The organism is Pseudomonas endophytica (genome assembly GCF_001411475.1).
GTDB classification, from domain to species: domain Bacteria; phylum Pseudomonadota; class Gammaproteobacteria; order Pseudomonadales; family Pseudomonadaceae; genus Aquipseudomonas; species Aquipseudomonas endophytica.
In genome coordinates this window covers 1-25,419 of sequence record NZ_LLWH01000176.1, presented here as the reverse complement: position 1 = coordinate 25,419, position 25,419 = coordinate 1, and the positions used below count along the sequence as shown (strand labels likewise).

The following is a 25,419-nucleotide window of genomic DNA, read 5'->3' as shown; positions in this document are numbered from 1 at the left end:
ATGCCTGCTCTGGAAATCGAAATTATCAACAAGCTGGGCTTACACGCCCGGGCATCCGCAAAGTTCGTCGGTGTTGCGGGGAAATTCCCTTGTCAAATTAGAGCGGGCCGAACACCTGAATCCATGGTCGACGGCAAGAGCATCATGGCCATGATGATGCTCGCCGCTGGCAAAGGCACCACGATTTATTTGAAGACCGAAGGTGAACAGGAGCAAGAAGCGTTAGACGCTCTGGTCACCCTCATCAAAAATTACTTCGATGAGGGTGAGTGAAGAGTACCTCTGCATAAGCGTAAGAGATCTCCAGTCAGCAAGACGTCGCGCCATCGCGCAACCTGCTTTACGTAAGAGCTACCGCAGGCTGCGGTCTTTTAATCGCTAAAAACAAAAGATCGCGAGCAAGCTCGTTCCTACAGCTCATCTTTGAGATCTTCTGCTTTAGGTAGGAGCTGCCGCAGGCTGCGATCTTTTGATCGTTAAAAGCTCGCTACAGAATTGCGTTATCCCAGCGCAGTATCCATCACCATCATCAGACAAAAACCGATACACAACCCCAGGCTTGCCAGCTTTTCGTGGCCATTGCGCCGCGATTCGGGGATCACTTCTTGGGTCACGACCAGTAGCATCGCCCCCGCCGCCAACGCCAGCCCAAATGGCAACAACACCTCTGCCAAATTAACCAGCCAAGCACAAAGCAACGCAAAAACAGGCTCAACCAAGCCGGATGCTGCGCCAATCAAAAACGCCTTGACCCGCGACATACCTGCGCCCGCCAAGACCAATGCGATCACCAGCCCTTCTGGTACGTCCTGCAAGGCAATCCCCATCGCCAAGCTGTCGGCGTCTGACATACCGCCGCCTGCTGACACCCCGACCGCCATACCCTCCGGAATGTTGTGCGCGATGATGGCAATTACAAACAACCAGATACGCGGCGGAATCACAGGCTCACCGGGGCGACTGATGATAATTTCTGGCCCTGCGCCTGAAACCTTCAGGTCGACCAAGAACAAGAAAAAAGCACCCAGCAATATACCTGCGCTGACCAAGCCGCTCGAAGCCCAAGGCGAAAGCCCAAGATCTTGGGCTGCACTAATACCCGGCACGATCAACGAGAAGGCTGTTGCCGCCAACATGACTCCGGCCCCAAAGCCCAGCAGGGTGTCGCTAACCGCTACTGGCATTTTGCGAATAACCAACACCGGCACAGCGCCCAAGGCGGTGCCCAGCGCGCAGAGCGCACCGCCTTGTAAGGCCCGCAACAATCTCGGCTCAAGATCCAACCAGACCAATCCTTTGGCCACTAGCAAGGCCGTGCCCGCCAACAGCAAGAGCGTGCCCAGCGCATAACGGAACATCCGCACGCCACCCACCGCTAATATTTGCGTGCGCATAATCTGCCTGAATCCTTCTCAGTCGGCTTAGGCAATCGCCGCTTGATAGCGTCGTTCAACTTCAGGCCAATTAATAACGTTGTAAAACGCATTGATGTATTCCGGGCGCCGGTTCTGATAACGCAAGTAATAGGCGTGTTCCCAAACGTCCAGACCGAGAATCGGGGTATTGCCGCCCATCAACGGGCTGTCCTGATTACCGCTGCTTTCGATCACCAATTTTTTATCCGGGGTCACACTTAGCCAAGCCCAGCCGCTACCAAAACGGGTCAGAGCCGCCTTGGTAAAGTTTTCCTTGAAGGTGTCTAAACCACCCAACTGTTCTTCAATAGCCTTGGCCAGTGCGCCTTCAGGTTTACCTCCTCCTTGGGGGCTCATGACTTCCCAGAACAGAGAGTGATTGGCATGCCCACCGCCTTGGTTGATCACCACAGCACGAAGTTTTTCAGGCAGTTGATGAACACTGGCGACCAGTTTCTCAACCGGCCATTGCGCCCACTCCGTACCGTCGACGGCAGCGTTAAGGTTGTTGATGTAGGTCTGATGGTGCTTGGTGTAGTGAATTTCCATGGTTTGCGCGTCGATGTGAGGCTCAAGCGCGTCGTAGGCATAAGGCAAGGCAGGTAGGGTGTAAGTCATATCAATGTGCTCCTGAGTAGTGGCCGTTGCCAGTTGAAAGCGCGTGGCTGGACTGAGCCACAGTGCTTTTGAGCAATAAGTCTGAGCGCGGGTATTCACCGTGCTCGCTGATGAAGTTCAAAAGCTCAACGTAGGTTTTGCTGCTCTGACGCAGCGCCGCTTCACGCAAAGCAGGCGTCAGACGCGGGTTCTGCATGGTTTGCAGCAACCGCTGATGAATCGCGCAGAGGTACTCAACGCTCTCCTCGGGCTGATTAAGGCGCAGATGCAGATCTGCAAGGTTGTGGTGGGAGACAACACAGGCCGCCACTGCTTCGTCAGCATTATTCCAGCGCTCAAACAACACTTGCGCCAGTGCCAGTGCCTGCAAGTAATGTTCTCGGGCATCGACCAACTCGCCTTCAGCGAAACAGCTGTTGGCTCTTTCGATCGTGCGTTTCCAGTGCTCCATGTGAACCTCCCGTGCGATTAAACGCCGCCTGCGGTCAGTTTCTCGGGGTCGAGCAAGACCTCAAGCTGGCTGCGCGGCAAATCAGTGTATTCAAGGGCCACGTCAATCACCGGGCGGCCCTGCTGGTAAGCGGTCTTGGCAATTTCAGCGGCTTTTTGATAGCCGATGATTGGATTGAGGGCTGTCACCAGAATCGGATTACGCGCCAACGCTTCCTTGAGCTTGGCTTCATTAACCTTGAAGGTGGCAATCGCCTTGTCTGCCAGCAGGCGGCTGGCATTGGCCAATAGCTCGATACTGCTTAACAGGTTGTGTGCAATGACTGGCAGCATCACGTTCAGTTCGAAGTTGCCTGATTGACCGGCGACGGTGATCACGGTGTCATTGCCGATAACCTGAGCCGCGACCATGGCTGTGGCTTCCGGGATCACTGGGTTGACCTTGCCCGGCATAATTGATGAGCCAGGCTGCAAGCCTTGCAGTTCAATCTCACCCAAACCTGCAAGCGGGCCGGAGTTCATCCAGCGCAGGTCATTGGCGATTTTCATCAACGACACCGCTGTGGCTTTGAGCTGACCCGAAACGCTGACCGCCGTGTCTTGCGAGCCGATCAATGCAAACAGGTCTTTGCCCGGCGTGAAGTGCACATGGGTCAGCTCACTGAGTTGTTGACTGAACAACCCGGCAAACTGCGGGTGGGCGTTAATCCCCGTGCCCACTGCTGTGCCGCCTTGAGCTAAGGATTGCAAGGCCGGTTGCAGAGTGTGCAGATGCTCAATATTGGCCTTGAGCTGTTGCGCCCATCCATTGAGCACCTGACTCATGCGCACCGGCATAGCGTCCATTAGGTGCGTACGACCGGTTTTCACATAGACATGCACCTGCTCGGCTTTGCGCTCAATCACCTGAACCAAATGCTCAAGCGCAGGCAACAACTCTTCGTGCAGGCCCAAAGCGGCGCTGACATGGATGGTGGTTGGAATGATGTCGTTACTGCTTTGCCCGCAGTTGACATGATCGTTGGGGTTAACGGCTTCGCCCAATACTTGAGTGGCCAAGGTGGCGATCACTTCGTTGGCGTTCATGTTGGAGCTGGTGCCCGAACCGGTCTGGAAAATATCCACCGGAAAGTGCTCCATAAAGTCGCCCGCCAGTAAAATTTGCGTCGCCTCGACAATCGCATCGCCCTGCGCTTGGCTAATTTGCTTGAGCTCAACGTTCGCCTTGGCCGCGGCGGCCTTGGCCAGAATCAGTGCGCGAATGAATTGCGCGGGCATACGTTGGTGACTGATCGGAAAGTTATCCACCGCACGCTGAGTTTGCGCGCCATACAACGCGGTTTCAGGTACGTGCAATTCACCCATGCTGTCACGTTCGATACGCGTATTACTCATCAGGAAATCCTTGCAGCAGTTCTGTTAAAGAAATTGAGGGCTCGAGTTCGCAGGTCGCCAATTGCCAGGCAAAGCTTTGCCAGCGCTTGAGGCGGCACTGACACAGGGCTTGAGTTTCCATATCGCGCAGCGGGCGCCACGCATGGTCAAGACACAGATTGCGCCAGTGCCAAGGCAGGGCCGTGTCGCTAGCGGTGTCCAGCAGCAGTCGGAACGAGGTGGCAGAAATTATCCACGCAGGGGTTGGCGTACAACCCGCCAGATATCGGCCTTCGGCCAAATAATGCTCAATTAGACGCGGCTCGTCTGGCGCTAGCCCGCAACGGATCTGACGACTCATCCAGCGCCAGCTTTCCAGAAAGGGGCCTTCATGCAAGGCTGAACTCATGACCTAGGCTCGCTCGATAATGAGATTCATTATTAAGCGATATTGATTATCAAAACAAGCAGTGAATCGCTGACGATCTGCTGAAGGCAGCGATCTTTGAAGATCAAAAGATCGCTGCCTTCGCAAAATGACGTTTTACAGGCACAAAAAAGGCGCATCACCCTTTCAGATCATGCGCCTCAGATACCGCTAAAAAGCTTTAGCTGCCCGCGACCGTCATTCGCTCGATTAGCACCGAGCCGGTGCGGATGTTACTGCGCAGTTCGAGGTCATTACCCACGGCAACGATTTGTTTAAACATGTCACGCATGTTGCCAGCAATGGTCACTTCTTGAACCGGGAACTGGATCTCACCGTTTTCCACCCAGAAACCCGCCGCGCCACGAGAGTAGTCGCCGGTGACCATGTTCAGGCCGCTGCCCATAAGCTCAGTGACTAATAAGCCACGGCCCATGCGGCGGATTAAGGCCGCTTGATCTTCATCACCATGGGTTACGAACAGATTGTGCACGCCGCCCGCGTTAGCGGTGCTTGGCAGGCCCAGTTTGCGACCCGAGTAGGTGCTGAGGATGTAGGACACCAACTCGCCATCTTTGATAAAGGGTTTAGCGTATGTGGCCAGACCGTCGTTATCGAATGAAGAACTGCCCATCGCACGAACTAGATGCGGACGCTCGTCCAAGGTCAGCCACTCAGGGAAGATCTGCTGGCCCAAGGCATCCAGCAAGAACGACGATTTGCGGTATAGGTTACCGCCCGATATCGCGCCTAAAAAGCTGCCGAACAAACCACCGGCCAGTTCAGCCGAGAACAATACCGGCACTTCGCAAGTCGGCACCGGGCGCGAACCCAGACGGCGAGCCGCGCGTTCTGCGGCGCGCTTACCAATGCTGGCGGCGTCCATCAGCAACTCGCCCTGACAATTAACGTCATACCAGTAGTCGCGCTGCATTTGGCCATCGCCTTCGGCGATCATTACGCAACTGAGGCTGTGACGGGTAGACGCCGAACCGCCGATAAAGCCGTTGCTGTTGCCGTAAACGCGGCACCCCTGATGAGTGCTGAGCGTGGTGCCATCGGCGTTTTTGATGCGGCTGTCAGCCTCAAAAGCAGCGACCTCACAGGCCAAGGCTTTTTCGATGGCTTGCTCCGGAGTGATGTCCCACGCGTGGTACACATCAAAGTCTTTTAGATCACGGGCCATGAGGCTGGCATCAGCCAAGCCTGAGCTTTCGTCTTCGGACGTGTGCTTGGCAATCGCCAAGGCTGCGGCGACGGTTTCGCGGATTGCATCCGGGCCGCTGGCTGAGGTGCTGGCCGAACCTTTGCGCTGCCCCACATAGAGCGTGATACCAAAACCCTGATCGCGATTGAACTCAACTGTTTCAACTTCGCGCTGACGTACAGAGGTCGATAGGCCCTGCTCCAACGAGACGGCGACTTCGCAGGCGCTAGCGCCTTGGCGCTTGGCTTCGGCGATGATGTGCTCGACCTGCTCTTGCAGTGCCGGCAGGGCCTGCGGGCCGACGCTTTGTACTGCACTCATGGTTTTCTCCACTCAAATTCTGTTTTCGGTAGGGCCGCCGAGCGACCAGGCCGGACAAGCGGCCCCCGACTGGTTATCATGGCGGCGTTTCTTTGCGGACTGCCACCATGGTTGATTCTTACGACGACGCCTTCGACGGCGAAAAAAGCAAAACACAGGTCAAGAAAGAGCTGCATGCTCTGGTTGATCTGGGCGAGCGCCTTACAACGCTCAAGCCTGATTTGCTCAACAAAATGCCATTGACTGACGCAATGCGAAAGGCTCTGGCTGATGCTCCAAAACACACGGCTCATATTGCGCGTAAGCGCCATTTGATGTTCATCGGCAAATTGATGCGCGATCAACCGCTTGACGAAATTCTTGCTTTGATTGATCAAGTCGATGCCTCTTCTCGCCAATACAACGAGCGTTTCCATAACTTGGAGCGCTGGCGTGATCGCCTCCTCGAAGGCGACGATGAAGTACTGGAAAAGTTTGTTGCCGAGTTCCCTGAGGCTGATCGCCAGCAAATGCGTTCGATCATCCGTCAGGCCAAACACGAATTGGCTCACAACAAAGCGCCGGCTTCCAGCCGCAAACTGTTCAAGTACATCCGAGGTTTGGACGAGACTCAACGCGGCTTGCGTTAAATCTCGTACAGGGGTGGGTTGCTATGCAACCCGCCCAGCCCTCTTTAGCCGCCCGTTCCGCCTACCGTGATTGCATCAATCTTCAGGGTTGGCTGGCCAACGCCCACCGGCACCGACTGCCCATCTTTGCCACAGGTTCCGACGCCGCTGTCCAGTGACAGGTCGTTACCCACCATCGACACCTTGCTCATCGCTTCCGGCCCGTTGCCAATCAGGGTCGCGCCTTTGACTGGACGAGTGATTTTGCCGTCTTCGATCAGGTAAGCCTCGCTCGTGGAGAACACAAACTTGCCGCTGGTGATATCAACCTGACCACCGCCCAAGTTGGCGCAATAAATGCCTTTTTTCACCGACGCAATGATTTCAGCCGGATCACTTTCACCGCCCAGCATGTAAGTGTTGGTCATGCGCGGCATAGGCAGGTGAGCATAAGATTCGCGACGGCCGTTACCCGTGCGCGCAACGCCCATCAGGCGAGCATTGAGCTTGTCTTGCATGTAGCCTTTGAGCACGCCATTTTCAATCAGCGTAGTGCACTCGGTCGGGGTTCCTTCGTCATCCACGCTTAGCGAACCACGACGACCGGCCAAGGTGCCATCGTCAACGATGGTGCACAGTGAGGACGCAACTTTTTCACCCATGCGACCGCTGTAGGCCGAACTGCCCTTACGGTTGAAGTCACCTTCCAGACCATGCCCAACCGCCTCATGGAGCAACACGCCGGACCAGCCCGAACCTAGAACTACCGGCATTGTGCCCGCAGGCGCCGGCACGGCCTCCAAGTTGACCAACGCTTGGCGCAACGCCTCACGGGCATAGCCCATGGCGCGGTCATCGGCCAGGAAATAACGGTAGTCCGTACGCCCACCACCGCCATGACCTCCACGCTCGCGACGACCATTTTGCTCAACGATGACGCTAACGTTAAAACGCACCAGTGGTCGCACGTCAGCTGCCAGCCCGCCGTCGGTGGAGGCCACAAGAACGCGCTCCCACACCCCAGCCATACTCACGGTCACTTGTTGAATACGTGGATCGAGCGCACGGGTAGCCGCATCAATACGCTTGAGTAACTCGACTTTCTCAGCCCGGCTGATCACTTCCAGCGGGTTTTCCGGGCCGTACAGTTGAGCGACATCTTGTGTGGTGAACGCTTGCACGGTGCCGTTTTGCCCGGCCCGCGAGATAGAACGAGCCGCTCGCGCCGCAAGCCCCAAAGCTTCCAAAGTGATGGCGTTACTGTAGGCAAAACCGGTTTTTTCGCCTGACTGGGCACGCACACCAACCCCCTGATCGAGATTGAAGCTGCCCTCTTTGACGATGCCGTCTTCAAGTGCCCATGACTCTGAAATCTGGCCTTGAAAGTACAAATCGGCAGCATCAATGCCCGGCCCGGCCAAGTCACCCAATACGTCTTGTAGGCTCTCGATGGTGACACCGCCGGGTGCCAACAGGTGTTCGCTGACTGAGGTCAACAACTCGCTCATATTCACTCCGTCTTGGCCCCTGCTTCAGCCCCTTTAAAGGCTGAATCCACGGACCTGAAAATTAGTCCTGCGTTGCAAATCGCTGCGCGCCCTGCGAAAAAAACCGCCGATGATTCACGACCGGCATGCTCGCCCTGATGGCGGCTTGTTCATTAACATCGCGCTCGGCCAGCAACACAGCCTCGCCTTGCACCTGCTCTGCCAACACTCGGCCCCACGGGTCGATAATTGCCGCATGCCCATAGGTTTCACGCGGCCCTGGATGAACGCCTCCTTGTGCTGCAGCCAGTACGTAACACTGGGTTTCAATGGCACGTGCGCGAATCAAAATGTCCCAGTGCGCGGCGCCGGTGACCGCGGTAAACGCCGAAGGCGCGGTGATTAACTCAGCCCCAGCAGCCCGCAACTCACTGTACAACTCCGGAAAACGCAGGTCATAGCACACGCTCAGACCCAACTTGCCAACCGGCGTATCGGCCACCACCACCCGCTCACCTGGCGCGTAGTCATCTGACTCACGGTAACGCCCACGGGTGTCAGACACATCCACATCAAACAAATGCAGCTTGTCGTAGCGTGCGACCTGCTCGCCGTCGGCGTTGATCAATAAAGAACAGGCATTCACCTTGGCGTCAGGCTGGCCGGCAGGCGGCAGCGGTAATGTTCCAGCCACTATCCATAACTTGAGGTCGCGAGCGGCCTGTTTCAACCATGGCAGGATTGGCCCCTCACCCAATGCCTCGGCACGACCCACTTGTGCGATATCGCGTCGGCCCATGGCCGCAAAATTTTCAGGCAAGACCGCAAGCTGTGCGCCACGCTCTGCCGCGTCTTCGAGCAGTCGCCGGGCCTGAGCCAGGTTAGCCAGCACGTCGCTCTGGCTGACCATTTGAATCACTGCAAACGACATCAGGCACTCCAGTTAGACATTTGACCAAAACCTTGGGCTGTCGCAACGGTCATGCTACACCTCGTGTTCTAAAACGGCTTATCAAAGGTGATTTTCGGGTCGTTCCAAGGGCCTTGAATGCTGTATTGCACACTGGCAAAACGCGACACCTTATCACCGATCAATTTATTGAGCAGGAACATGGCGCCGCCTGCCGCTGGCCCGCCGACCAGCAAAGCCGCCAACGGTAAGTTATTGGTCACAGGCAGCGTCACCAACATTTTGGCGTCAACTTGATCAGACACCATATTCAAGGTGCCATTGAGTTCCAAGTTAGTCGACGGCCCAGTCATGAGAATCGGCGAGGTAGTGCGATACACCCCATTGTCGGCAACCAGGAAGCCCTTGACCCGGTCGTAGCTCAAACCTTTACCGAACAGGTCTGAGAAATCCAGACGCAGACGCCGACCAATAGCGTTGAAATTCAACAGACCAAAAATGCGTACAACCTGTGTGCTGCCATCGACTTCAACAAACCGACCTTTATTCAATGTCGCGTCGAGGGTTCCGGAGAAGCGGTTAAGGCCGATCCAAGCCGGTGAACCCGGCCAGCGGCCGTCAATCTCAACTTTGAATTTTTCACTGGTCACACTCGGCGCAAACCCCCAAGCCTTTAGCACGCCAGCCAGATCGCCACCGCCAATCCGGCCTTTGTACCAACTATTGCTGGCACCGGCGCGCCCTTCCCACCCGCCCGAACCTTCAAGCAACAAACCTTTTAGGCCCAAGCTCAAGTTATTGAGATTAACCCCGCGCGTGGTCGGCCTGATGTTGAGCGACCAAGCCCCTAACAGATCCGCGCCCTGATAGAGCTGGCGGATCATGATGTCCAGCGCTGGAATCTGCCGTGGATCGACCGAGGCCAGTGGGTCCGGCGCATTGAGGTCCGTGACCGACTTGGGATCGGGGGCCGGTAGGCGAATGGTTTGCATCGTCACTTTGATCGGTGCGTTTTTGGCATCCGGTAACGTCACAGCGCCTGTCGCCTGTTGACTGGTGATCTGTAAGTTCCAGGCCGCTGCACCGCGCTGCAATTGCAGGCGCACCTGATCAAGCTGAGTGCCGAGGGCAATGAGCTTATTGATCTTAAAGTCGGCGCTGCTGAGCAGTTGTTTGGCATTGCCACCCGGATCCTTACCCGCATAGCGCTCAACCAATGCTTGCCAAGGAGCAACGTCCAGCTCTGACAGCACACCGCGAATGCGCAAGCCTTTGGTCGCCGGCAGCACCGGGGCGCCATAGCCTAAAAATAACTCGCCACGCCCGTCTTCAAACTTACCGTTGGGCGCTGCAAAGGTCAGGTTCGCCAAATTGCCATAGTCAAACCAATAGCGGCGTTCGGCGCCTTGCAGGGTCATGCGAAAGATCGTGTCGCGCGTTTCACCGGCGCCCAGGCCAAACGGAGCCGGTAAGTCGATAGTGGCTCCTTTGAGGCTGGAGCTGACGCGCAACTGGCTATCGGCATCATCCAAGGTCAGTTGCAACTGATAAGGCAGCATGCCGGACACGGGTATCGGCTGATTAAAATTGAGCCAGTCAGTCAGTTTTTTAACCCCGACCTGACCGCTTGCCACCACGCGGGTCGTCAGCTTGCCAGACTTACCCTCAGCATAAATTTGCGCCTTGATCGGCTGATCGAATGCCCGCCCACTGATATTTTTGCCGCTCAACCCTTTGGCGCTGTCAAAGCGAAAGTCACCTTTGAGCTGGGTCAGTTCAAGCTCTGGGTCACTGATTTTTAGACGGGCTTTGTCGGTGTTGAAATCCACCACAATCTTGGGTTCATGGCCTTCTTCCAGCGGAATATCCAGATCCACCCGCCCCTTGAGCGAGCCCTCGCCTTGCCATCCGGCAAAGGTCGATTCGGTGCCAAGCGGCGCTTCTTGAAGAATCCTCAGGCCATCAGCCAATTTACCGTCGAAGTCACCGTCCAAAAACAGATGGGTGACTTTGCTGGGGTTTACGTGAGGAATATTGACCGCGACATTACGTACCTGGGTATCGAGTAACTTACCTTTGCTGGCCATGATCCGAACACCGCTGTCTTCAATAAAGACGTCACCGGACACGTCTCGAACATGCGGCCAACCGGGCTGAAATGCCAACTCGACGCCGTGAACCTTGAAAAACAAGCTGACACTGCGCGCCGCATCCACAGCGTCGTGGCTGAGCGAGCCCTGATACTGAAAGAACCCCTCTTCAACCGAGCCCTTGATAATCGCCGTGTTTAACCATTCGGACAGCGATGGGCTCAACACTTCTGGCAGGTACTTGGAGGTGAATCGACCATCGCCATCGGTCAGACCGACTCGCAGGTCCATGTAGTCTTCTTCGGAGTGATCCATATGGATGCGGATCAAAAAGTCAGCCGCGATCTTGCCCTCTTCGCCCAGCACTTTGATGTAAGGGGCTACCAAGGTGAAGCTGTTTTTATCCAGCGTCCATTTGAGCAAAGCATTGGCTTGTAGGTACTGCCAAGGCTTGTCGAAAATCGGGTCAAGGTGGAGCACAAAGTCTTTGCTGTCGAGACGCAGCTCACCTTTGCCCAAATCGCCGCTGATTAACCCACTGACGTTGCGCGCAGCCGGTGCCCCGTGGGTGGCATTGAAGCCCACTTGCTGCAAGTTGGCGGCAAAGCTAAGTTTTTCATCGTCTGTAGCCTCTGGCCGGTAGTCGGCCAATACATTGCGCAATGTTCCGGTGACGTTCAGTTCATCAATGACTTTGGCAACGGCTTCTGGCACGGGCGCCAGCGAATCCATTAACGCCGTGAGCGGCGTCAGATCCAAGTGATCGGCTTGAAGGTGCCAACGCTCCAGCTCATTGTCACTCGCAGCAAACTGTTGCAACTGCATCCGCGATTCCCAGCGCTTTTCACCAATATTCATCGCCAATGAATCGAGAACGACCTTCAAACCCTGTTTGTCATGCTCTAACCAAGCATGCAGGGCCAAGTTGTCGAGACTCTCGGGCTTGCGATCCGCATAGGCACCGCTCAGCTTAGGTGCATTCAAGCGTGCAACCGCGCTCTGCACCGTGCCGTTGCCCCAGTTAAACCAGAACTCACCGCCAGCTTTTAATTCAGAGACTTTCCACGGTTGAATCAGGCTGACCGGTAGCCATTTTGCCCAGTCACTTTGAGGCACGCTCAGATAGGCTTGGGCCGCGCCCTCGCGCCAGCGGCTGGCTTGGATTTGCGTCTTGAGGCTAAGCGCCATGGGCTGACCATCGGGGAGCGTCAAGCGCGCATCAAGGCGTTGGTCAGAAGCACCCACATCCAGCGTCAGCCCAACATAGGTGAGGGTCAACGGTGCTTGCTCAAAGGGCTCGAGAGTCACTTGGCTGTCGAGTATCGAAACCCGCGCCACCCGTTGCAGTTGATTGAGCAATTGCTCGGGGTCCAAAGGCTGATCGTCTTGCACGGGTAGCCCTTCAAACGACCAATGCCCGCTCTGATCCTGACGCAAGCTCAGTTGCAGGCCGTCCAGCTGTACTCGGGCGAGTCGCACCTCGCGATGCAGCAGGCTGCCCCAGACATCAGGCACCACTTGCACGTTGTCCAGACGCAAGGCGTTGTTGCCCTCTCCGACCATGACGTCGTGGGCATTAAGCACCGGGCCCATTGCTTTCCAACTGCCTTCGAGGCTACCAATGGTCAACGGCATGCCCAACGCTTCACGTGCTTTGGTCTGAACCTCTGCACGGTATTCGGCAATCAGTGGTGTCAATTCACGACCCAGGCTGACATAAAGCGCCGTGAGTACAAGAACCAATGCGCACAGACCTAATCCCCAGCGGGTCAGCGCGGCAAAAAAGCGTGTCAGACGCTCCATGTCAGGTGGCCCCTTCAGTGATGGTCGAGGGAGCTGCGATCAACTCCCCTGTCATGCGTATAAGTGCTCAGATACTTCAGAGCAGTACCACGTCGTATTGTTCCTGAGAGTACTGAGTTTCTACTTGAAAACGGATAGTACGCCCGATGAAGCCTTCCAACTCCGCGACATTGCCAGATTCTTCGTCTAACAGACGGTCCACAACACGCTGGTTGGCTAATACACGATAGCCAACCGCCTGATAAGCGCGGGCCTCGCGGAGAATTTCACGGAAGATTTCGTAGCAAATGGTTTCTGGGGTTTTTAATTTGCCACGGCCCTGACAGCACACGCAGGGCTCGCACAGTACTTGCTCAAGGCTTTCGCGAGTGCGCTTGCGGGTCATTTGTACCAATCCCAACTCGGTAATACCGATTATGTTGGTCTTGGCATGATCGCGCTCCAGTTGTTTCTCGAGCGTGCGTAACACTTGGCGCTGATGCTCTTCATCTTCCATGTCGATGAAGTCAATGATGATGATCCCGCCCAAATTGCGCAGGCGCAGTTGCCGAGCAATGGCCGTCGCCGCTTCTAGGTTGGTCTTGAAAATGGTTTCTTCAAGGTTGCGATGGCCGACGAACGCACCAGTGTTCACATCAATGGTGGTCATGGCTTCCGCCGGGTCGACCACCAGATAACCGCCAGATTTGAGCGGCACCTTGCGGTCTAACGCCTTCTGAATTTCGTCTTCTACGCCATACAGGTCAAAAATCGGCCGCTCGCCGGGGTAATGCTCAAGGCGATCGGCGATTTCGGGCATCAGTTCAGCCACAAACTGAGTGGTTTTCTGGAAGGTTTCTCGCGAGTCGATGCGAATTTTTTCGATCTTTGGGCTTACCAAGTCGCGCAACGTTCGCAACGCTAAGCCCAAGTCCTCATAAATAACGCTTGGCGCACCCGCCGTTTTTATCTGTATGCCAATTTGGTCCCACAGCCGACGCAGATAGCGAATATCCATCAGGATCTCATCCGCACCCGCACCCTCGGCGGCCGTGCGCAGAATAAAACCGCCCGCTTCCTTAATGCCTTCTTGAGCCACGCAATCAGTGACCACCTGCTTTAGGCGGTCACGCTCAGCTTCGTCTTCAATTTTCAGCGAAATGCCGACATGCGCTGTACGTGGCATATACACCAAGTAGCGCGAAGGAATCGACAGCTGTGTTGTCAGGCGAGCGCCTTTTGAGGCAATCGGGTCTTTGGTGACTTGCACCACCAAGCTTTGCCCTTCGTGCACCAGCGCACTGATGCTCTCAACGGCTTGGCCTTCGCGCAAAGAAATTTCGGATGCATGAATAAAGGCTGCACGGTCCAGCCCAATGTCGACAAAGGCGGCCTGCATGCCAGGCAACACCCTGACCACTTTGCCCTTGTAAATGTTGCCAACAATGCCACGGCGCTGGGTACGTTCAACATGCACCTCTTGCAGAACACCGTTTTCTACCACTGCCACGCGCGATTCCATCGGCGTGATGTTGATCAGAATCTCTTCACTCATGGCTGGCTCTCGTTCAGGCGTCATAACATTAGTGCCAAGTTATGTAAGGCGCGTTATTCAGCGCTCGATAAGGTTTGCCAACAGGGTATGCCGAATTGCCCAAGCAGTTCTGCGGTTTCGCACACAGGCAAGCCCACGACACCGGAATAGCTGCCATTAAGACCCGCCACAAATACTGCGGCTAACCCTTGAATCGCGTAACCACCGGCTTTGTCTTGAGGCTCGCCACTGGCCCAATAGTGCGCGGCTTCTTGTTGGCTGATCGTTCTGAAACTAACCCGGCTGCGTACCACACGGGTTTCGCAACGCTCGGCCTCAATGATGGCAATGGCCGTCAACACTTCATGCTCACGCCCCGATAACGCCATGAGCATAGACAAGGCGTCGGCCTCGTCGACTGGTTTGCCGAGAATCTGGTCATCCAGAACCACGGCAGTGTCGGCCCCCATCACACAGCCCGCTGCGTTCGCCGTTGATGCGCGCAGTTGCTCACGTCCAGCCAGGGCTTTTTCTCGCGCTAAGCGCTCGACATAGGCTGCAGGGTGTTCGTCAGGGAGGGGCGTTTCGTCGATGGAAGCGCTGACGACACGGAACGGCACGCCGATTTGAGTCAGTAACTCGCGTCGGCGCGGTGAACCAGAAGCCAGAAAAAGCGGAGTCATCAAGACATCTCCCTGTCGAAGTGCACAAACCAGGAAATGGCTCGCGATCCCATTAATTGATGTTGAAACGTCGAAGCAAGCCGCGAAGTCCGTAGCTGACCCATGGCCAGAGCAATGCACTGACCAGCGCTGGCAATACCAGCGCCAAGGTCGGCTGACGATTGCCGGTCAACGCACTCAGCCAGAGCTGAACCAACTGAGCCAAACCGAAGATGACTAGGATCACCATGCTCTGTTGCCACATCGGAAATGTGCGCAGACGTTGTGCCAGCGACAATACCAAAAAGGTGGTAAGCGTCAGAATCAGAGCATTCTGACCCAGCAACGTACCGTACAACACGTCTTCCATCAGCCCCAGGCACCATGCGGTGACCATGCCCACCTTGTGCGGCAAGACCAATGCCCAAAACGCCAGCAACAAAGCCAACCATAGCGGACGGAAGACTTCCATGAACTGAGGCAATGGAGAAACGCTGAGTAACAGGCCAATGGCAAACGTCAGCCAGACAATCCAGCCATTTCGCGAATGAGTGCCCGCCATTATTGGCTCTCCCGAGTAGTGGCCGGCGCAGCGGTCGGCGGCTTAGCTGCGGCAGGGACAGGTTTTTTCACGGTCTTGGGGTCAGCCACCACCGGTGCTGGTGCCGCCGCAGGCGCGGTAGTTTCAGCCGGGACAGTCGATGCAGGTTTAGGCTCGGTCGCGGGTGACGTCGGCGCGGATTCGCTCTTTTGCTCAGCCTCTTGGCCTTGAGCCGCATCATTGACGCGCTCTTCTGGAGTTCGGCTGTCGCTGAACACCAATAGCAAATAACGACTGCGATTCAAGGCCGCAGTCGGGGCCGCTCGCACAATGGCGAATGGCTGGCCTGAGTCGTGGATCACTTCTGTGACTGTCGCCACTGGGTAGCCGGCCGGGAATCGCTGACCGAGGCCCGAGCTGACCAACAGGTCGCCGACTTTGATGTCCGCCGTATCAGCCACATGGCGCAGCTCAAGGCGCTCGGGGTTACCCGTGCCACTGGCAATAGCGCGCAGACCGTTGCGATTGACCTGTACCGGAATACTGTGAGTGGTGTCGGTGAGCAACAGTACGCGCGAAGTGTTTGGCATCAGCTCAACCACTTGCCCCATCAAGCCGCGGGCATCAAGCACCGGTTGCCCCAACACCACCCCATCGCGCTCACCTTTGTTAATGATGATGCGATGAGTAAACGGATTCGGATCCATGCCGATCAACTCCGCCACTTCAACCTTTTCGTTGACCAGCGCCGATGAGTTCAACAACTCGCGCAAGCGAACGTTCTGCTCGGTCAAGGCGGCCAGCTTTTGCATGCGGCCTTGAAGCAAAAGGTTTTCAGTTTTGAGCTTCTCGTTTTCAGCCACCAGTTCAGTGCGACTACCAAATTGGCTGGCAACCCCCTGAATTAGGCGCTGCGGCAAATCGGTCACCCAATAGGTTTGCATCAGCACCAGCGACATTTGGCTGCGCACTGGCTTGAGCAACGTGAAGCGGGCATCCACCACCATCAGCGCGACCGATAGCACGACCAGCACTAATAAGCGCACGCCCAATGAGGGGCCTTTAGAAAAGAGCGGTTTAATAAGCCGCTCCTCTTGGGCAAGTGTTCAATATAGTCATACGGCGTTAAAGCGGCCTGAATGAAGATTGGCAGAAGATGAACGCCAAAAGGCAGCACTGCAAAGTGCTACCTTTTGGTGATAACCATAGCCTGCACCGACGAGTTTATTCGCTGGAGAGCAGGTCCATTGTGTGTTTATCCATCATTTCCAGCGCACGGCCACCACCACGAGCAACGCACGTCAGCGGGTCTTCGGCAACGATCACTGGCAGACCCGTTTCTTGGGCCAGCAGTTTGTCGAGATCACGCAGCAAGGCGCCACCGCCTGTCAGGACCAGACCACGCTCGGCGATGTCCGAAGCCAGCTCTGGCGGAGACTGCTCCAGCGCGCTTTTTACTGCCTGAACGATGGTTGCCAGCGACTCTTGCAGAGCTTCCAGCACTTCGTTGGAATTAAGCGTGAACGCACGTGGAACACCTTCCGCTAGGTTACGGCCACGTACGTCAACTTCACGCACTTCACCGCCCGGATAGGCCGTGCCGATTTCCTGCTTGATACGCTCAGCCGTCGACTCACCGATCAGGCTGCCGTAGTTACGGCGCACATAAGTGATGATTGCTTCGTCGAAGCGGTCGCCGCCAACACGTACGGATTCAGCGTAAACCACACCGTTGAGGGAGATCAGTGCGATTTCAGTGGTACCACCACCGATATCAACGACCATCGAACCGCGCGCTTCTTCAACCGGCAAGCCAGCACCGATGGCAGCAGCCATGGGTTCTTCGATCAGGAATACTTCACGGGCACCGGCACCGAGTGCCGATTCACGAATGGCACGACGCTCTACCTGAGTCGATTTGCACGGTACGCAAATCAAAACCCGAGGGCTCGGCTGCAAAAAGCTGTTTTCATGCACTTTATTAATGAAGTACTGGAGCATCTTTTCGCAAACGCTGAAGTCGGCAATTACGCCATCCTTCATCGGACGAATGGCAGCAATGTTGCCAGGTGTACGGCCCAGCATTCGCTTGGCCTCGGTGCCGACGGCAACGACACTTTTCTGGTTACCGTGTGTCCGAATAGCCACAACCGATGGCTCATTCAGGACAATACCGCGCTCACGCACGTAAATAAGGGTGTTGGCAGTGCCCAGGTCGATGGAAAGATCGCTGGAAAACATGCCACGCAGTTTCTTGAACATGGGAAAGGGACCCTAGGCAACGCGTGGGTAAAAAAGTGCGGCAAACTCTAACAACGACAGGGATTTTGGGCAAGGCGCCAATATGTTAAATTGACCGCTTTTCCGTGCACCAACCCCCACAATCGCGGCCATATGACCGTAGAAATGCGGTAGTGTTCCGACAATCTAACACACGGATACCTTCCGTCCTGTTTTCCACTGGAGAATCCCATGGCGCTTGAACGCTCCGACGTGGAAAAAATCGCACATTTGGCCCGTCTGGGTCTCAATGATGCCGATCTCCCACGCACCACCGAAGCCCTTAATAGCATTTTGGGCTTGATTGATCAGATGCAGGCTGTCGATACCACCGGTATTGAGCCGCTGGCCCACCCACTAGAAGCCAGCCAGCGCCTGCGGGCCGACATCGTAACTGAGAGCAATCATCGCGAGGCTTACCAGTCCATCGCACCCGCGGTCGAAAACGGCCTCTATCTGGTTCCGAAAGTCATCGAGTAAAGGGAAAGAGCCTGCATGCATCAATTGACTCTGGCCGAGATCGCCCGCGGACTCGCCGATAAAAAATTCTCCTCTGAAGAGCTGACCAAGACCTTGCTGGCGCGTATCGCCCAGCTCGATCCTCAGCTCAACAGCTTCATCACCCTCACTGAAGACCTTGCTCTAGAGCAGGCCAAGGCAGCTGACGCACGTCGCGCCAATGGTGAAACCGGTGCTTTGCTGGGCGCTCCGATCGCTCACAAAGACCTGTTCTGCACCTTGGGCGTTCGCACCAGCTGTGGCTCGAAAATGCTCGACAACTTCAAGGCACCGTACGACGCCACCGTAGTTGCCAAGCTTGCCGAAGCCGGCGCCGTCAGCCTAGGTAAAACCAACCTAGACGAGTTCGCGATGGGCTCGGCCAACGAGTCGAGCTACTACGGCGCGGTCAAAAACCCGTGGAACCTTGAGCACGTACCCGGCGGTTCGTCGGGCGGTTCGGCTGCGGCGGTTGCCGCCCGTCTGTTACCCGCTGCAACCGGCACCGATACCGGCGGTTCGATCCGTCAGCCAGCCGCGTTGACCAATCTCACCGGCTTAAAGCCCACCTATGGCCGCGTTTCGCGCTGGGGCATGATTGCTTACGCCTCCAGTCTCGACCAAGGCGGCCCACTGGCACGCACGGCTGAAGACTGCGCAATATTGTTACAAGGCATGGCTGGCTTCGATTCTAAAGACTCCACCAGCATTGACGAACCGGTGCCGGACTTCAGCGCCAACCTCAATACCTCGCTCAAGGGCTTGCGTATCGGCGTACCTGCCGAGTTCTTCAGCGAGGGCCTTGACCCACGTATTGCCGAGTTAGTGCACAACAGCATTAAAGAGCTAGAAAAGCTCGGTGCAGTGATCAAGACCATCAGCCTGCCGAACATGCAGCACGCGATTCCTGCGTACTACGTGATCGCGCCAGCTGAAGCATCCTCCAACCTGTCGCGTTTTGACGGCGTACGCTTCGGCCATCGCTGTGAAAACCCGAAAGACTTGACCGACCTGTACAAGCGCTCGCGTGCTGAAGGCTTCGGCCCGGAAGTCCAACGCCGGATTCTGGTCGGTGCTTACGCGCTGTCGGCGGGCTACTACGACGCTTACTACCTGCAAGCGCAAAAAATCCGTCGTCTGATCAAAAACGACTTTGTGGCGGCATTCAACGAAGTCGACATCATCCTCGGCCCAACCACGCCTAACCCAGCCTGGAAAATCGGCGCTAAAAACAGCGACCCGGTTTCTGCCTATCTGGAAGACGTGTACACCATTACCGCCAACCTCGCGGGCCTGCCGGGCCTGTCGATGCCAGCCGGTTTTGTCGATGGCTTGCCAGTCGGCGTGCAGTTGCTGGCGCCTTACTTCCAGGAAGGCCGCTTGCTCAATGTCGCTCATCAGTATCAGTTGAACACTGATTGGCACACGCGCACACCTGCCGGCTTCTGAGGATAAATTTATGCAATGGGAAGTTGTGATCGGGCTGGAAATTCACTCCCAGCTCGCCACCCAATCGAAGATTTTCTCGGGCAGCGCCACCACGTTTGGCGCCGAACCGAACACCCAAGCCAGCTTGGTTGATCTGGGCATGCCGGGCGTATTGCCGGTACTCAACCAAGAAGCTGTGCGCATGGCCGTGATGTTTGGCATTGCGGTTGATGCCCAAATCGGTCAGCACAACGTATTTGCGCGCAAAAACTACTTCTATCCAGACCTGCCCAAGGGCTACCAGATCAGCCAGATGGAGCTACCGATTGTCGGTAAAGGCCATTTAGACATCACTCTGGAAGACGGCACCGTCAAGCGCGTGGGCATTACCCGCGCGCATTTGGAAGAAGATGCGGGCAAAAGCCTGCACGAAGACTTCAGCGGCTCTACCGGGATCGACTTGAACCGTGCAGGTACGCCGCTGCTTGAAATCGTTTCCGAGCCTGACATGCGCAGCGCAAAAGAAGCGGTTGCTTACGTTAAGGCCATGCACGCACTGGTGCGCTACCTCGGCATCTGCGACGGCAACATGGCTGAAGGCTCGCTGCGTTGCGACTGCAACGTCTCGGTCCGCCCAGTTGGTCAGGCCGAGTTTGGCACCCGCTGCGAAATCAAGAACGTTAACTCGTTCCGCTTCATCGAGAAGGCAATCAACAGCGAAGTGCAACGTCAGATCGAGCTGATCGAAGATGGCGGCAAGGTTATCCAGCAAACGCGCCTGTACGACCCGAATAAAGACGAAACGCGCGCCATGCGTAGCAAAGAGGAAGCCAACGACTACCGTTACTTCCCCGATCCAGACCTGCTGCCTGTGGTCATCGAAGACTCGTTTATCTCGGACGTACGCGCCACCCTGCCCGAACTGCCACCGCAAAAGCGCGAGCGCTTCCAGTCGCAGTTTGGCCTCTCGGCCTATGACGCCAGCGTGCTGGCTTCGAGCCGTGAACAAGCGGATTACTTCGAGCAAGTCGTAAGCATCAGTGGCGACGCTAAACTGGCGGCCAACTGGGTCATGGTTGAATTGGGCAGCCTGCTCAACAAACTTGGCTTGGACATCGACCAGTCGCCAGTCAGCGCTGAGTTGCTGGGCGGCATGTTGCTGCGCATCAAAGACAACACCATCTCCGGCAAAATCGCCAAGGTTGTGTTTGAAGCGATGGCCAAAGGTGAAGGCACTGCTGACGAAGTCATCGACAAGCAAGGCCTTAAACAAGTGACCGACAGCGGCGCCATTGAAAAGGTGCTGGATGAAATGCTGGCGGCCAACGCCGAGCAAGTGGAACAGTACCGTGCGGCGGACGAAGCCAAACGCGGCAAAATGTTTGGCTTCTTCGTCGGCCAAGCCATGAAAGCGTCTAAAGGCAAGGCCAACCCGCAACAAGTCAACGAGCTGCTAAAAAGCAAACTCGAAGGCTAAATCGCACACTCCTGTAGGAGCGGACTTGCTCGCGATCTGTTGATCTTCAAAGCAAAAGATCGCAGCCTGCGGCTGCTCCTACAGGGTGATTCATCTACCAACTCCTGCGCTCCTACAGGTGCTTGGGCACACAAAGGATTCCCTTCATGAAGCAGCTACTCGGCGCCTGCGCCCTGCTCAGCTTGCTCGCTGGCTGCGCCAGCCATGACATAGACCCTCGCGGCTATGATAAAACCGGCGTTGCCTCTTATTACGGCGCTCGCCACCACGGCAAACGCACTGCCAGCGGCGAACCGTTTAACCAAAACGCCCTCACCGCCGCCCATCGCAGCCTTACGTTCGGCTCTCGGGTCTTGGTGACCAACCTCAGCAACAACACCTCTGTGGTGGTTCGCATCAATGATCGCGGCCCGCACACCCGTGGCCGCCTGATAGATCTTTCGCGTCAGGCCGCCAAGCAGTTGGGTATGCTCAATGACGGTACGGCCAAAGTCCGGGTGCAAGGCTTGAGTGACTAATTAACGGAGACAATCACCATTTTGGGTTTAAGCGCGTTATCACCGTGGGACCTGCTGCAATTGTTCTGCGGTCTCGCCATGTTGATTGCTGGCGCCGAACTGCTGGTGCATTGCGCTGTGCGCATGGCCGCCAATTTGAAGGTTCGCCCGCTGCTCGTTGGCTTAACCGTGGTCGCTTTCGGCAGCAGCGCTCCGCAAATCACGATCAGCCTGCAAGCCGCGTTCAATGACACACCCGACATTGCTGTCGGCAGCGTCATCGGCAGCAACATCTTCAACGTCCTGGTCACCCTCGGCCTCTCGGCGCTGATTATTCCCCTGCGCGTATCACGCCAAGTGGTGCGGCTGGATATTCCCTTGATGATCATCGCCAGCGCGCTGGTGTTCGCCTTGGCCCTGAACAATCAACTTAATCGTTTAGATGGCGCCATCCTGTTAATCGGTTTAGGGGTTTATCTGGGCTTATTGCTGCGCCAATCGCGCAACAGCGGGCATCATCACACCAGCCAAGATCAGCCACCGACCTCGTGGCCGATCAATATTCTGATGATGCTCCTTGCTCTGATATTGCTAAGTATTGCCGGGCATCTACTGCTAGGTGCCGCCGTCGCCGTGGCGACTGAGCTGGGTTTGTCCGAACGCATCATTGGCTTGACCATTATTGCCGTCAGCGCCTCGTTGCCCGAATTAGCCACGTCACTGATTGCAGCCTTTCGCGGGCAACGGGAAATCGCCGTCGGCAACGTCATCGGTAGCAATGTGCTGAACCTGCTCGGCGTACTCGGTTTCACCGCGTTGATAGCGCCTGAACCGCTCTCGGTATCACCCAATGCCTTAGACTTCGACTTACCAGTGATGCTTGGGGTCGCAGCATTGTGCCTACCGGTCTTCTACACCGGCTACCGCGTCACACGCGCCGAAGGCTTGCTGTTTCTGGGGCTGTACCTCGCGTACGCGCTGCACGTGGTGTCGTTTACCATGGGCATGCCATTAACGAGCAAGCTTGAACACCTGATGCTGTTTTACGTATTGCCCGCATTGTTGGTGTATCTGCTGTTAAGTACGCTGCGCGCCTGGCGGCGACACTGAAGGGGCTTTTGTAGAGCAAGCCATGATCTATACCTCTAGGTTTAGATCCAACCGCCCCACTGCAACACAAAGATCCCGATATTGGTGGTGATCGCCGCCATCAAGGTTGTGATGACGATTATCGACGCAGCCAGTTCGTGGTTGCCGTTGGCCGCACGGACCATGACATAACTGGCCGCCGCCGTCGGGCTGGCGAAGTACAGAAACAACGTCCCCAGTTCAGGCCCGCGAAACCCAAGGAGCCACGCCCCCAGCGTTGTCACAAACGGCAGGCTAACCATTTTGACCAGACTCGCACTCAAAGCTAGGCTGCCGCTTTTACGTAAAGACGCCAGTGACAATGTGCCACCAATGCAAATCAGAGCCAGAGGCAAGGTCATAGACGCTAGGTACTCACCCGACGCTTGCAGCCAGTCGGGCAAACCTATTTTGAACACTGCAAACGGGATCGCCGACAGCACGCTGATAATCAGCGGGTTTTTGAACACGCTTTTGCAGATACTCCACGGATCGGACTTGATTACCGGGCTATAAACCGCCAGCACAATCGTCGACAGCGTGTTGTACAACAAGATCACCAACCCCGCGAGGACCGCTCCCAGCGAGATCCCGTAATCACCGTACATGCTGGCCGCCAGCGCCAGCCCGATGACCCCATTGTTGCCGCGAAAAGCACCTTGAGTGTAGATCCCGCGGTCTTCACGCGGGCAACGCCAGATCGCCCAGCCCCACGCCATCGCAAAGCTGACGAGAGTCGCTAAGGTGAAATAGCCCAGCACCTTAGGCTGCATCGCGGCCCTGAGATCAGCGTGAACAATCCCCAAAAACAACAACGCCGGCATGGTGACGTTAAACACCAGCGCCGACGCTGTATGGATAAAGTTGTCGTTAATCCAACCCACACGCTTGAGCACAATGCCCATAAAAAGCATGGCAAACACCGGGGCGGTGATCGAGAGTGTTTGTAAGAAGATAGCCAGCATGAAAACACGCTCGTGTGAGGTCGTTAAGTCAATCCATGTGCCAGACGTTGGCTGAAGCTTCCCCTACAGGAAGCTTCTTCACCTTTGCTTACAAACCTTTAACGGCATAAATTCCGGCAGCATTACGCCAGTAGCCTTTGTAATCCATACCATAACCAAACACGTAACGGTCAACGCATGGCAGACCCGCGTAGTCAGCTTTCAAGTCTGCGCTCGCCTTGCGGTCGTGATCTTTGTCGATCAACACAGCAGTGTGCACTTGACGGGCGCCTGCGTGTTTACAGAAATCAACGATCGCGCTCAGGGTGTGACCTTCATCAAGAATGTCATCAATAATCAGCACGTGACGGTCCATAAAGGACACTTCTGGCTTAGCTTTCCAGAATAGATCACCACCGCTGGTTTGGTTGCGGTAGCGAGTGGCGTGCAGATAAGAAGACTCAAGCGGGAATTTGAGGTGAGTGAGCAACTTGCCAGCAAAAATAAGGCCGCCGTTCATCACACAAAAAACCACTGGATTAGTCTCGGCCATTTCGGCTGTGATCTGCGCGCCGAGACGGGCAATAGCGGCCTCAACCTCAGCTTCGGTGTACAGGCAGTCAGCCTCTCGCATGACTTGACGGATATGCTCGAGATCAGCAGACATGACGCTCTCCAGGGGGTGGTGTGCCAGAAAAACGGGCAAAGGTACGCACCCGCATGGCTCAGATCAAGCATTTATGGACTAACGTGCAGTAATGTTTGTAGGACATCACCCCGGATTAGATTAATCTAGGCCGCTTTTTTTGCCTGCCCTACCGGAGCCATTACTTATGCCCATCCGTGAAATCCGCCATCCGCTGATCCGTCACAAGCTCGGCCTGATGCGCCGTGCAGACATTAGCACGAAGAACTTCCGTGAGCTCGCCCAAGAAGTCGGCGCCTTGCTGACCTATGAAGCCACCAGCGATCTGACCCTCGAAACCTACGAGATTTCAGGCTGGAGCGGCCCTGTCCAAGTTGAAAAAATTGCCGGTAAGAAAATCACTGTCGTGCCGATCTTGCGCGCGGGTATCGGCATGCTTGAAGGCGTGCTGAGCTTGATCCCCGGTGCCAAAGTCAGTGCCGTCGGTGTTGCCCGTAACGAAGAAACCTTACAGGCACACACTTATCTGGAAAAACTGGTTCCAGAAATCGACGAGCGTCTGGCAATGATCATCGACCCGATGCTGGCCACTGGCTCGTCGATGGTTGCAACCATCGACCTGCTGAAAAAAGCCGGCTGCAAAGAGATTCGCGCCATGGTGCTGGTCGCTGCCCCAGAAGGGATTGCCGCCGTAGAGGCTGCTCACCCGGACGTGACTATCTATACAGCGTCCATTGACAACCGTCTGGACGAACACGGCTACATCATTCCGGGCTTGGGCGATGCTGGCGACAAGATCTTCGGCACCAAGCAAAAGGATTAATAACATGCAGGACGAGTTCAACGACCCGCTCTGGCGCCAGATCATCTCTGGCGCGCAGATGCTGTTCGTGGCTTTCGGCGCGTTGGTCTTGATGCCTTTAATCACTGGCCTGGACCCTAACGTTGCGCTGTTCACGGCGGGTCTCGGGACTCTGCTGTTCCAGATAGTCACCCGCCGTCAGGTGCCGGTCTTTCTGGCGTCGCGTTTCGCGTTCATTACCCCCATCCTTCCCGCCAAAGCGCAATTCGGTCTGGAAGCGACCATGGACGGCG

General features: G+C 56.0%; 25 protein-coding genes. 9 read left to right on the top strand and 16 right to left on the bottom strand.

What is annotated here, in order from left to right:
* The gene (locus AQS70_RS14090) at positions 1–273 is read left to right on the top strand and encodes an HPr family phosphocarrier protein (protein ID WP_055103383.1); all 273 of its coding nucleotides are present in this window, start codon (positions 1–3) and stop codon (positions 271–273) included.
* Positions 274–500: 227 nt separating this feature from the next.
* Here AQS70_RS14090 and AQS70_RS14085 read toward each other — a convergent pair whose 3' ends face one another.
* The 6 genes from AQS70_RS14085 to pmbA all read right to left on the bottom strand — a co-directional run bounded on the left by AQS70_RS14085 (position 501) and on the right by pmbA (position 5,812).
* A complete protein-coding gene (locus AQS70_RS14085; RefSeq protein ID WP_055103382.1) occupies positions 501–1,394 on the bottom strand; it encodes a ZIP family metal transporter in 894 nt (297 codons plus the stop codon).
* Between the two features lie 27 nt (positions 1,395–1,421).
* Positions 1,422–2,033, bottom strand: a complete 612-nt coding sequence (locus tag AQS70_RS14080; RefSeq protein ID WP_055103381.1) for a superoxide dismutase — start codon at positions 2,031–2,033, stop codon at positions 1,422–1,424.
* 1 nt (position 2,034) lies between these two features.
* Positions 2,035–2,484, bottom strand: a complete 450-nt coding sequence (locus AQS70_RS14075; RefSeq protein WP_055103380.1) for a hypothetical protein — start codon at positions 2,482–2,484, stop codon at positions 2,035–2,037.
* Positions 2,485–2,501: 17 nt separating this feature from the next.
* Complete coding sequence (locus AQS70_RS14070) at positions 2,502–3,878, bottom strand: class II fumarate hydratase (protein WP_055103379.1); 1,377 nt, start codon at positions 3,876–3,878, stop codon at positions 2,502–2,504.
* Complete coding sequence (locus tag AQS70_RS14065) at positions 3,871–4,266, bottom strand: hypothetical protein (RefSeq protein ID WP_055103378.1); 396 nt, start codon at positions 4,264–4,266, stop codon at positions 3,871–3,873. Before AQS70_RS14065 ends, AQS70_RS14070 begins: the two co-directional genes overlap by 8 nt.
* A 199-nt stretch (positions 4,267–4,465) precedes the next feature.
* Complete coding sequence (pmbA, locus tag AQS70_RS14060; RefSeq protein ID WP_055103377.1) at positions 4,466–5,812, bottom strand: metalloprotease PmbA; 1,347 nt, start codon at positions 5,810–5,812, stop codon at positions 4,466–4,468.
* Between the two features lie 107 nt (positions 5,813–5,919).
* Between pmbA and yjgA the strand changes: the two genes are divergently transcribed.
* Positions 5,920–6,441 carry a ribosome biogenesis factor YjgA gene (gene yjgA, locus AQS70_RS14055; RefSeq protein ID WP_055103376.1) on the top strand — a complete coding sequence of 174 codons (522 nt, stop codon included), beginning with the start codon at positions 5,920–5,922 and terminating at the stop codon, positions 6,439–6,441.
* A 44-nt stretch (positions 6,442–6,485) separates the two neighbouring features.
* Here yjgA and tldD read toward each other — a convergent pair whose 3' ends face one another.
* The 8 genes from tldD to mreB form a co-directional block, all read right to left on the bottom strand.
* On the bottom strand, positions 6,486–7,928 hold the full coding sequence (gene tldD, locus AQS70_RS14050) for a metalloprotease TldD (protein WP_055103375.1): 1,443 nt from the start codon (positions 7,926–7,928) through the stop codon (positions 6,486–6,488).
* A 61-nt stretch (positions 7,929–7,989) separates the two neighbouring features.
* Positions 7,990–8,838 carry a carbon-nitrogen hydrolase family protein gene (locus tag AQS70_RS14045; RefSeq protein WP_055103374.1) on the bottom strand — a complete coding sequence of 283 codons (849 nt, stop codon included), beginning with the start codon at positions 8,836–8,838 and terminating at the stop codon, positions 7,990–7,992.
* A 68-nt stretch (positions 8,839–8,906) separates the two neighbouring features.
* A complete protein-coding gene (locus AQS70_RS14040; RefSeq protein WP_055103373.1) occupies positions 8,907–12,710 on the bottom strand; it encodes a YhdP family protein in 3,804 nt (1,267 codons plus the stop codon).
* A 76-nt stretch (positions 12,711–12,786) separates the two neighbouring features.
* Positions 12,787–14,244, bottom strand: coding sequence for a ribonuclease G (rng, locus tag AQS70_RS14035; RefSeq protein WP_055103372.1), 1,458 nt, complete (start codon positions 14,242–14,244; stop codon positions 12,787–12,789).
* Between the two features lie 53 nt (positions 14,245–14,297).
* Positions 14,298–14,906 carry a Maf family protein gene (locus AQS70_RS14030; RefSeq protein ID WP_055103371.1) on the bottom strand — a complete coding sequence of 203 codons (609 nt, stop codon included), beginning with the start codon at positions 14,904–14,906 and terminating at the stop codon, positions 14,298–14,300.
* A gap of 52 nt (positions 14,907–14,958) precedes the next feature.
* Positions 14,959–15,447: a rod shape-determining protein MreD gene (mreD, locus tag AQS70_RS14025; protein ID WP_055103370.1), complete on the bottom strand. Its 489-nt coding sequence runs from the start codon at positions 15,445–15,447 to the stop codon at positions 14,959–14,961.
* Positions 15,447–16,478, bottom strand: a complete 1,032-nt coding sequence (mreC, locus tag AQS70_RS14020) for a rod shape-determining protein MreC (RefSeq protein ID WP_055103369.1) — start codon at positions 16,476–16,478, stop codon at positions 15,447–15,449. Before mreC ends, mreD begins: the two co-directional genes overlap by 1 nt.
* A 172-nt stretch (positions 16,479–16,650) precedes the next feature.
* Positions 16,651–17,688 (bottom strand): rod shape-determining protein MreB, encoded by a 1,038-nt coding sequence (mreB, locus tag AQS70_RS14015; RefSeq protein WP_002555108.1) that lies wholly within the window; start codon positions 17,686–17,688, stop codon positions 16,651–16,653.
* 210 nt (positions 17,689–17,898) lie between these two features.
* Here mreB and gatC point away from each other — a divergent pair, with 210 nt between their 5' ends.
* The 5 genes from gatC to AQS70_RS13990 all read left to right on the top strand — a co-directional run bounded on the left by gatC (position 17,899) and on the right by AQS70_RS13990 (position 22,716).
* Positions 17,899–18,186: an Asp-tRNA(Asn)/Glu-tRNA(Gln) amidotransferase subunit GatC gene (gene gatC / locus AQS70_RS14010; protein ID WP_055103368.1), complete on the top strand. Its 288-nt coding sequence runs from the start codon at positions 17,899–17,901 to the stop codon at positions 18,184–18,186.
* A 15-nt stretch (positions 18,187–18,201) separates the two neighbouring features.
* Positions 18,202–19,653 (top strand): Asp-tRNA(Asn)/Glu-tRNA(Gln) amidotransferase subunit GatA, encoded by a 1,452-nt coding sequence (gatA, locus tag AQS70_RS14005; RefSeq protein ID WP_055103367.1) that lies wholly within the window; start codon positions 18,202–18,204, stop codon positions 19,651–19,653.
* Positions 19,654–19,663: 10 nt separating this feature from the next.
* Complete coding sequence (gene gatB, locus AQS70_RS14000) at positions 19,664–21,109, top strand: Asp-tRNA(Asn)/Glu-tRNA(Gln) amidotransferase subunit GatB (RefSeq protein ID WP_055103366.1); 1,446 nt, start codon at positions 19,664–19,666, stop codon at positions 21,107–21,109.
* Between the two features lie 146 nt (positions 21,110–21,255).
* Positions 21,256–21,627, top strand: a complete 372-nt coding sequence (locus AQS70_RS13995) for a septal ring lytic transglycosylase RlpA family protein (protein WP_055103365.1) — start codon at positions 21,256–21,258, stop codon at positions 21,625–21,627.
* 51 nt (positions 21,628–21,678) lie between these two features.
* Complete coding sequence (locus AQS70_RS13990; RefSeq protein ID WP_055103465.1) at positions 21,679–22,716, top strand: calcium/sodium antiporter; 1,038 nt, start codon at positions 21,679–21,681, stop codon at positions 22,714–22,716.
* Between the two features lie 41 nt (positions 22,717–22,757).
* Here AQS70_RS13990 and AQS70_RS13985 read toward each other — a convergent pair whose 3' ends face one another.
* Together AQS70_RS13985 and AQS70_RS13980 are read right to left on the bottom strand one after the other, a co-directional pair.
* Complete coding sequence (locus tag AQS70_RS13985) at positions 22,758–23,699, bottom strand: AEC family transporter (protein ID WP_055103364.1); 942 nt, start codon at positions 23,697–23,699, stop codon at positions 22,758–22,760.
* 88 nt (positions 23,700–23,787) lie between these two features.
* Positions 23,788–24,345 (bottom strand): hypoxanthine-guanine phosphoribosyltransferase, encoded by a 558-nt coding sequence (locus AQS70_RS13980; RefSeq protein ID WP_055103363.1) that lies wholly within the window; start codon positions 24,343–24,345, stop codon positions 23,788–23,790.
* A gap of 166 nt (positions 24,346–24,511) precedes the next feature.
* Here AQS70_RS13980 and upp point away from each other — a divergent pair, with 166 nt between their 5' ends.
* Together upp and AQS70_RS13970 are read left to right on the top strand one after the other, a co-directional pair.
* Positions 24,512–25,147, top strand: coding sequence for a uracil phosphoribosyltransferase (gene upp, locus AQS70_RS13975; protein ID WP_055103362.1), 636 nt, complete (start codon positions 24,512–24,514; stop codon positions 25,145–25,147).
* A 4-nt stretch (positions 25,148–25,151) separates the two neighbouring features.
* On the top strand, positions 25,152–25,419 hold a 268-nt coding region (locus AQS70_RS13970), incomplete at its 3' end, for a solute carrier family 23 protein (protein WP_277620593.1).

Bases quoted from the DNA above. Each gene is read 5' to 3' on its own strand.
- gatB (WP_055103366.1), top strand. From the start codon at position 19,664: ATGCAATGGGAAGTTGTGATCGGGCTGGAAATTCACTCCCAGCTCGCC.
- gatC (WP_055103368.1), top strand. From the start codon at position 17,899: ATGGCGCTTGAACGCTCCGACGTGGAAAAAATCGCACATTTGGCCCGT.
- AQS70_RS14085 (WP_055103382.1), bottom strand. From the start codon at position 1,394: ATGCGCACGCAAATATTAGCGGTGGGTGGCGTGCGGATGTTCCGTTAT.
- AQS70_RS14045 (WP_055103374.1), bottom strand. From the start codon at position 8,838: ATGTCGTTTGCAGTGATTCAAATGGTCAGCCAGAGCGACGTGCTGGCT.
- AQS70_RS13985 (WP_055103364.1), bottom strand. From the start codon at position 23,699: ATGCTGGCTATCTTCTTACAAACACTCTCGATCACCGCCCCGGTGTTT.
- AQS70_RS14040 (WP_055103373.1), bottom strand. From the start codon at position 12,710: ATGGAGCGTCTGACACGCTTTTTTGCCGCGCTGACCCGCTGGGGATTA.
- AQS70_RS14075 (WP_055103380.1), bottom strand. From the start codon at position 2,484: ATGGAGCACTGGAAACGCACGATCGAAAGAGCCAACAGCTGTTTCGCT.
- AQS70_RS14070 (WP_055103379.1), bottom strand. From the start codon at position 3,878: ATGAGTAATACGCGTATCGAACGTGACAGCATGGGTGAATTGCACGTA.
- pmbA (WP_055103377.1), bottom strand. From the start codon at position 5,812: ATGAGTGCAGTACAAAGCGTCGGCCCGCAGGCCCTGCCGGCACTGCAA.
- upp (WP_055103362.1), top strand. From the start codon at position 24,512: ATGCCCATCCGTGAAATCCGCCATCCGCTGATCCGTCACAAGCTCGGC.
- AQS70_RS14065 (WP_055103378.1), bottom strand. From the start codon at position 4,266: ATGAGTTCAGCCTTGCATGAAGGCCCCTTTCTGGAAAGCTGGCGCTGG.
- AQS70_RS13980 (WP_055103363.1), bottom strand. From the start codon at position 24,345: ATGTCTGCTGATCTCGAGCATATCCGTCAAGTCATGCGAGAGGCTGAC.
- mreD (WP_055103370.1), bottom strand. From the start codon at position 15,447: ATGGCGGGCACTCATTCGCGAAATGGCTGGATTGTCTGGCTGACGTTT.
- yjgA (WP_055103376.1), top strand. From the start codon at position 5,920: ATGGTTGATTCTTACGACGACGCCTTCGACGGCGAAAAAAGCAAAACA.
- tldD (WP_055103375.1), bottom strand. From the start codon at position 7,928: ATGAGCGAGTTGTTGACCTCAGTCAGCGAACACCTGTTGGCACCCGGC.
- AQS70_RS14080 (WP_055103381.1), bottom strand. From the start codon at position 2,033: ATGACTTACACCCTACCTGCCTTGCCTTATGCCTACGACGCGCTTGAG.
- mreB (WP_002555108.1), bottom strand. From the start codon at position 17,688: ATGTTCAAGAAACTGCGTGGCATGTTTTCCAGCGATCTTTCCATCGAC.
- AQS70_RS13995 (WP_055103365.1), top strand. From the start codon at position 21,256: ATGAAGCAGCTACTCGGCGCCTGCGCCCTGCTCAGCTTGCTCGCTGGC.
- rng (WP_055103372.1), bottom strand. From the start codon at position 14,244: ATGAGTGAAGAGATTCTGATCAACATCACGCCGATGGAATCGCGCGTG.
- gatA (WP_055103367.1), top strand. From the start codon at position 18,202: ATGCATCAATTGACTCTGGCCGAGATCGCCCGCGGACTCGCCGATAAA.
- AQS70_RS14090 (WP_055103383.1), top strand. From the start codon at position 1: ATGCCTGCTCTGGAAATCGAAATTATCAACAAGCTGGGCTTACACGCC.
- AQS70_RS14030 (WP_055103371.1), bottom strand. From the start codon at position 14,906: ATGACTCCGCTTTTTCTGGCTTCTGGTTCACCGCGCCGACGCGAGTTA.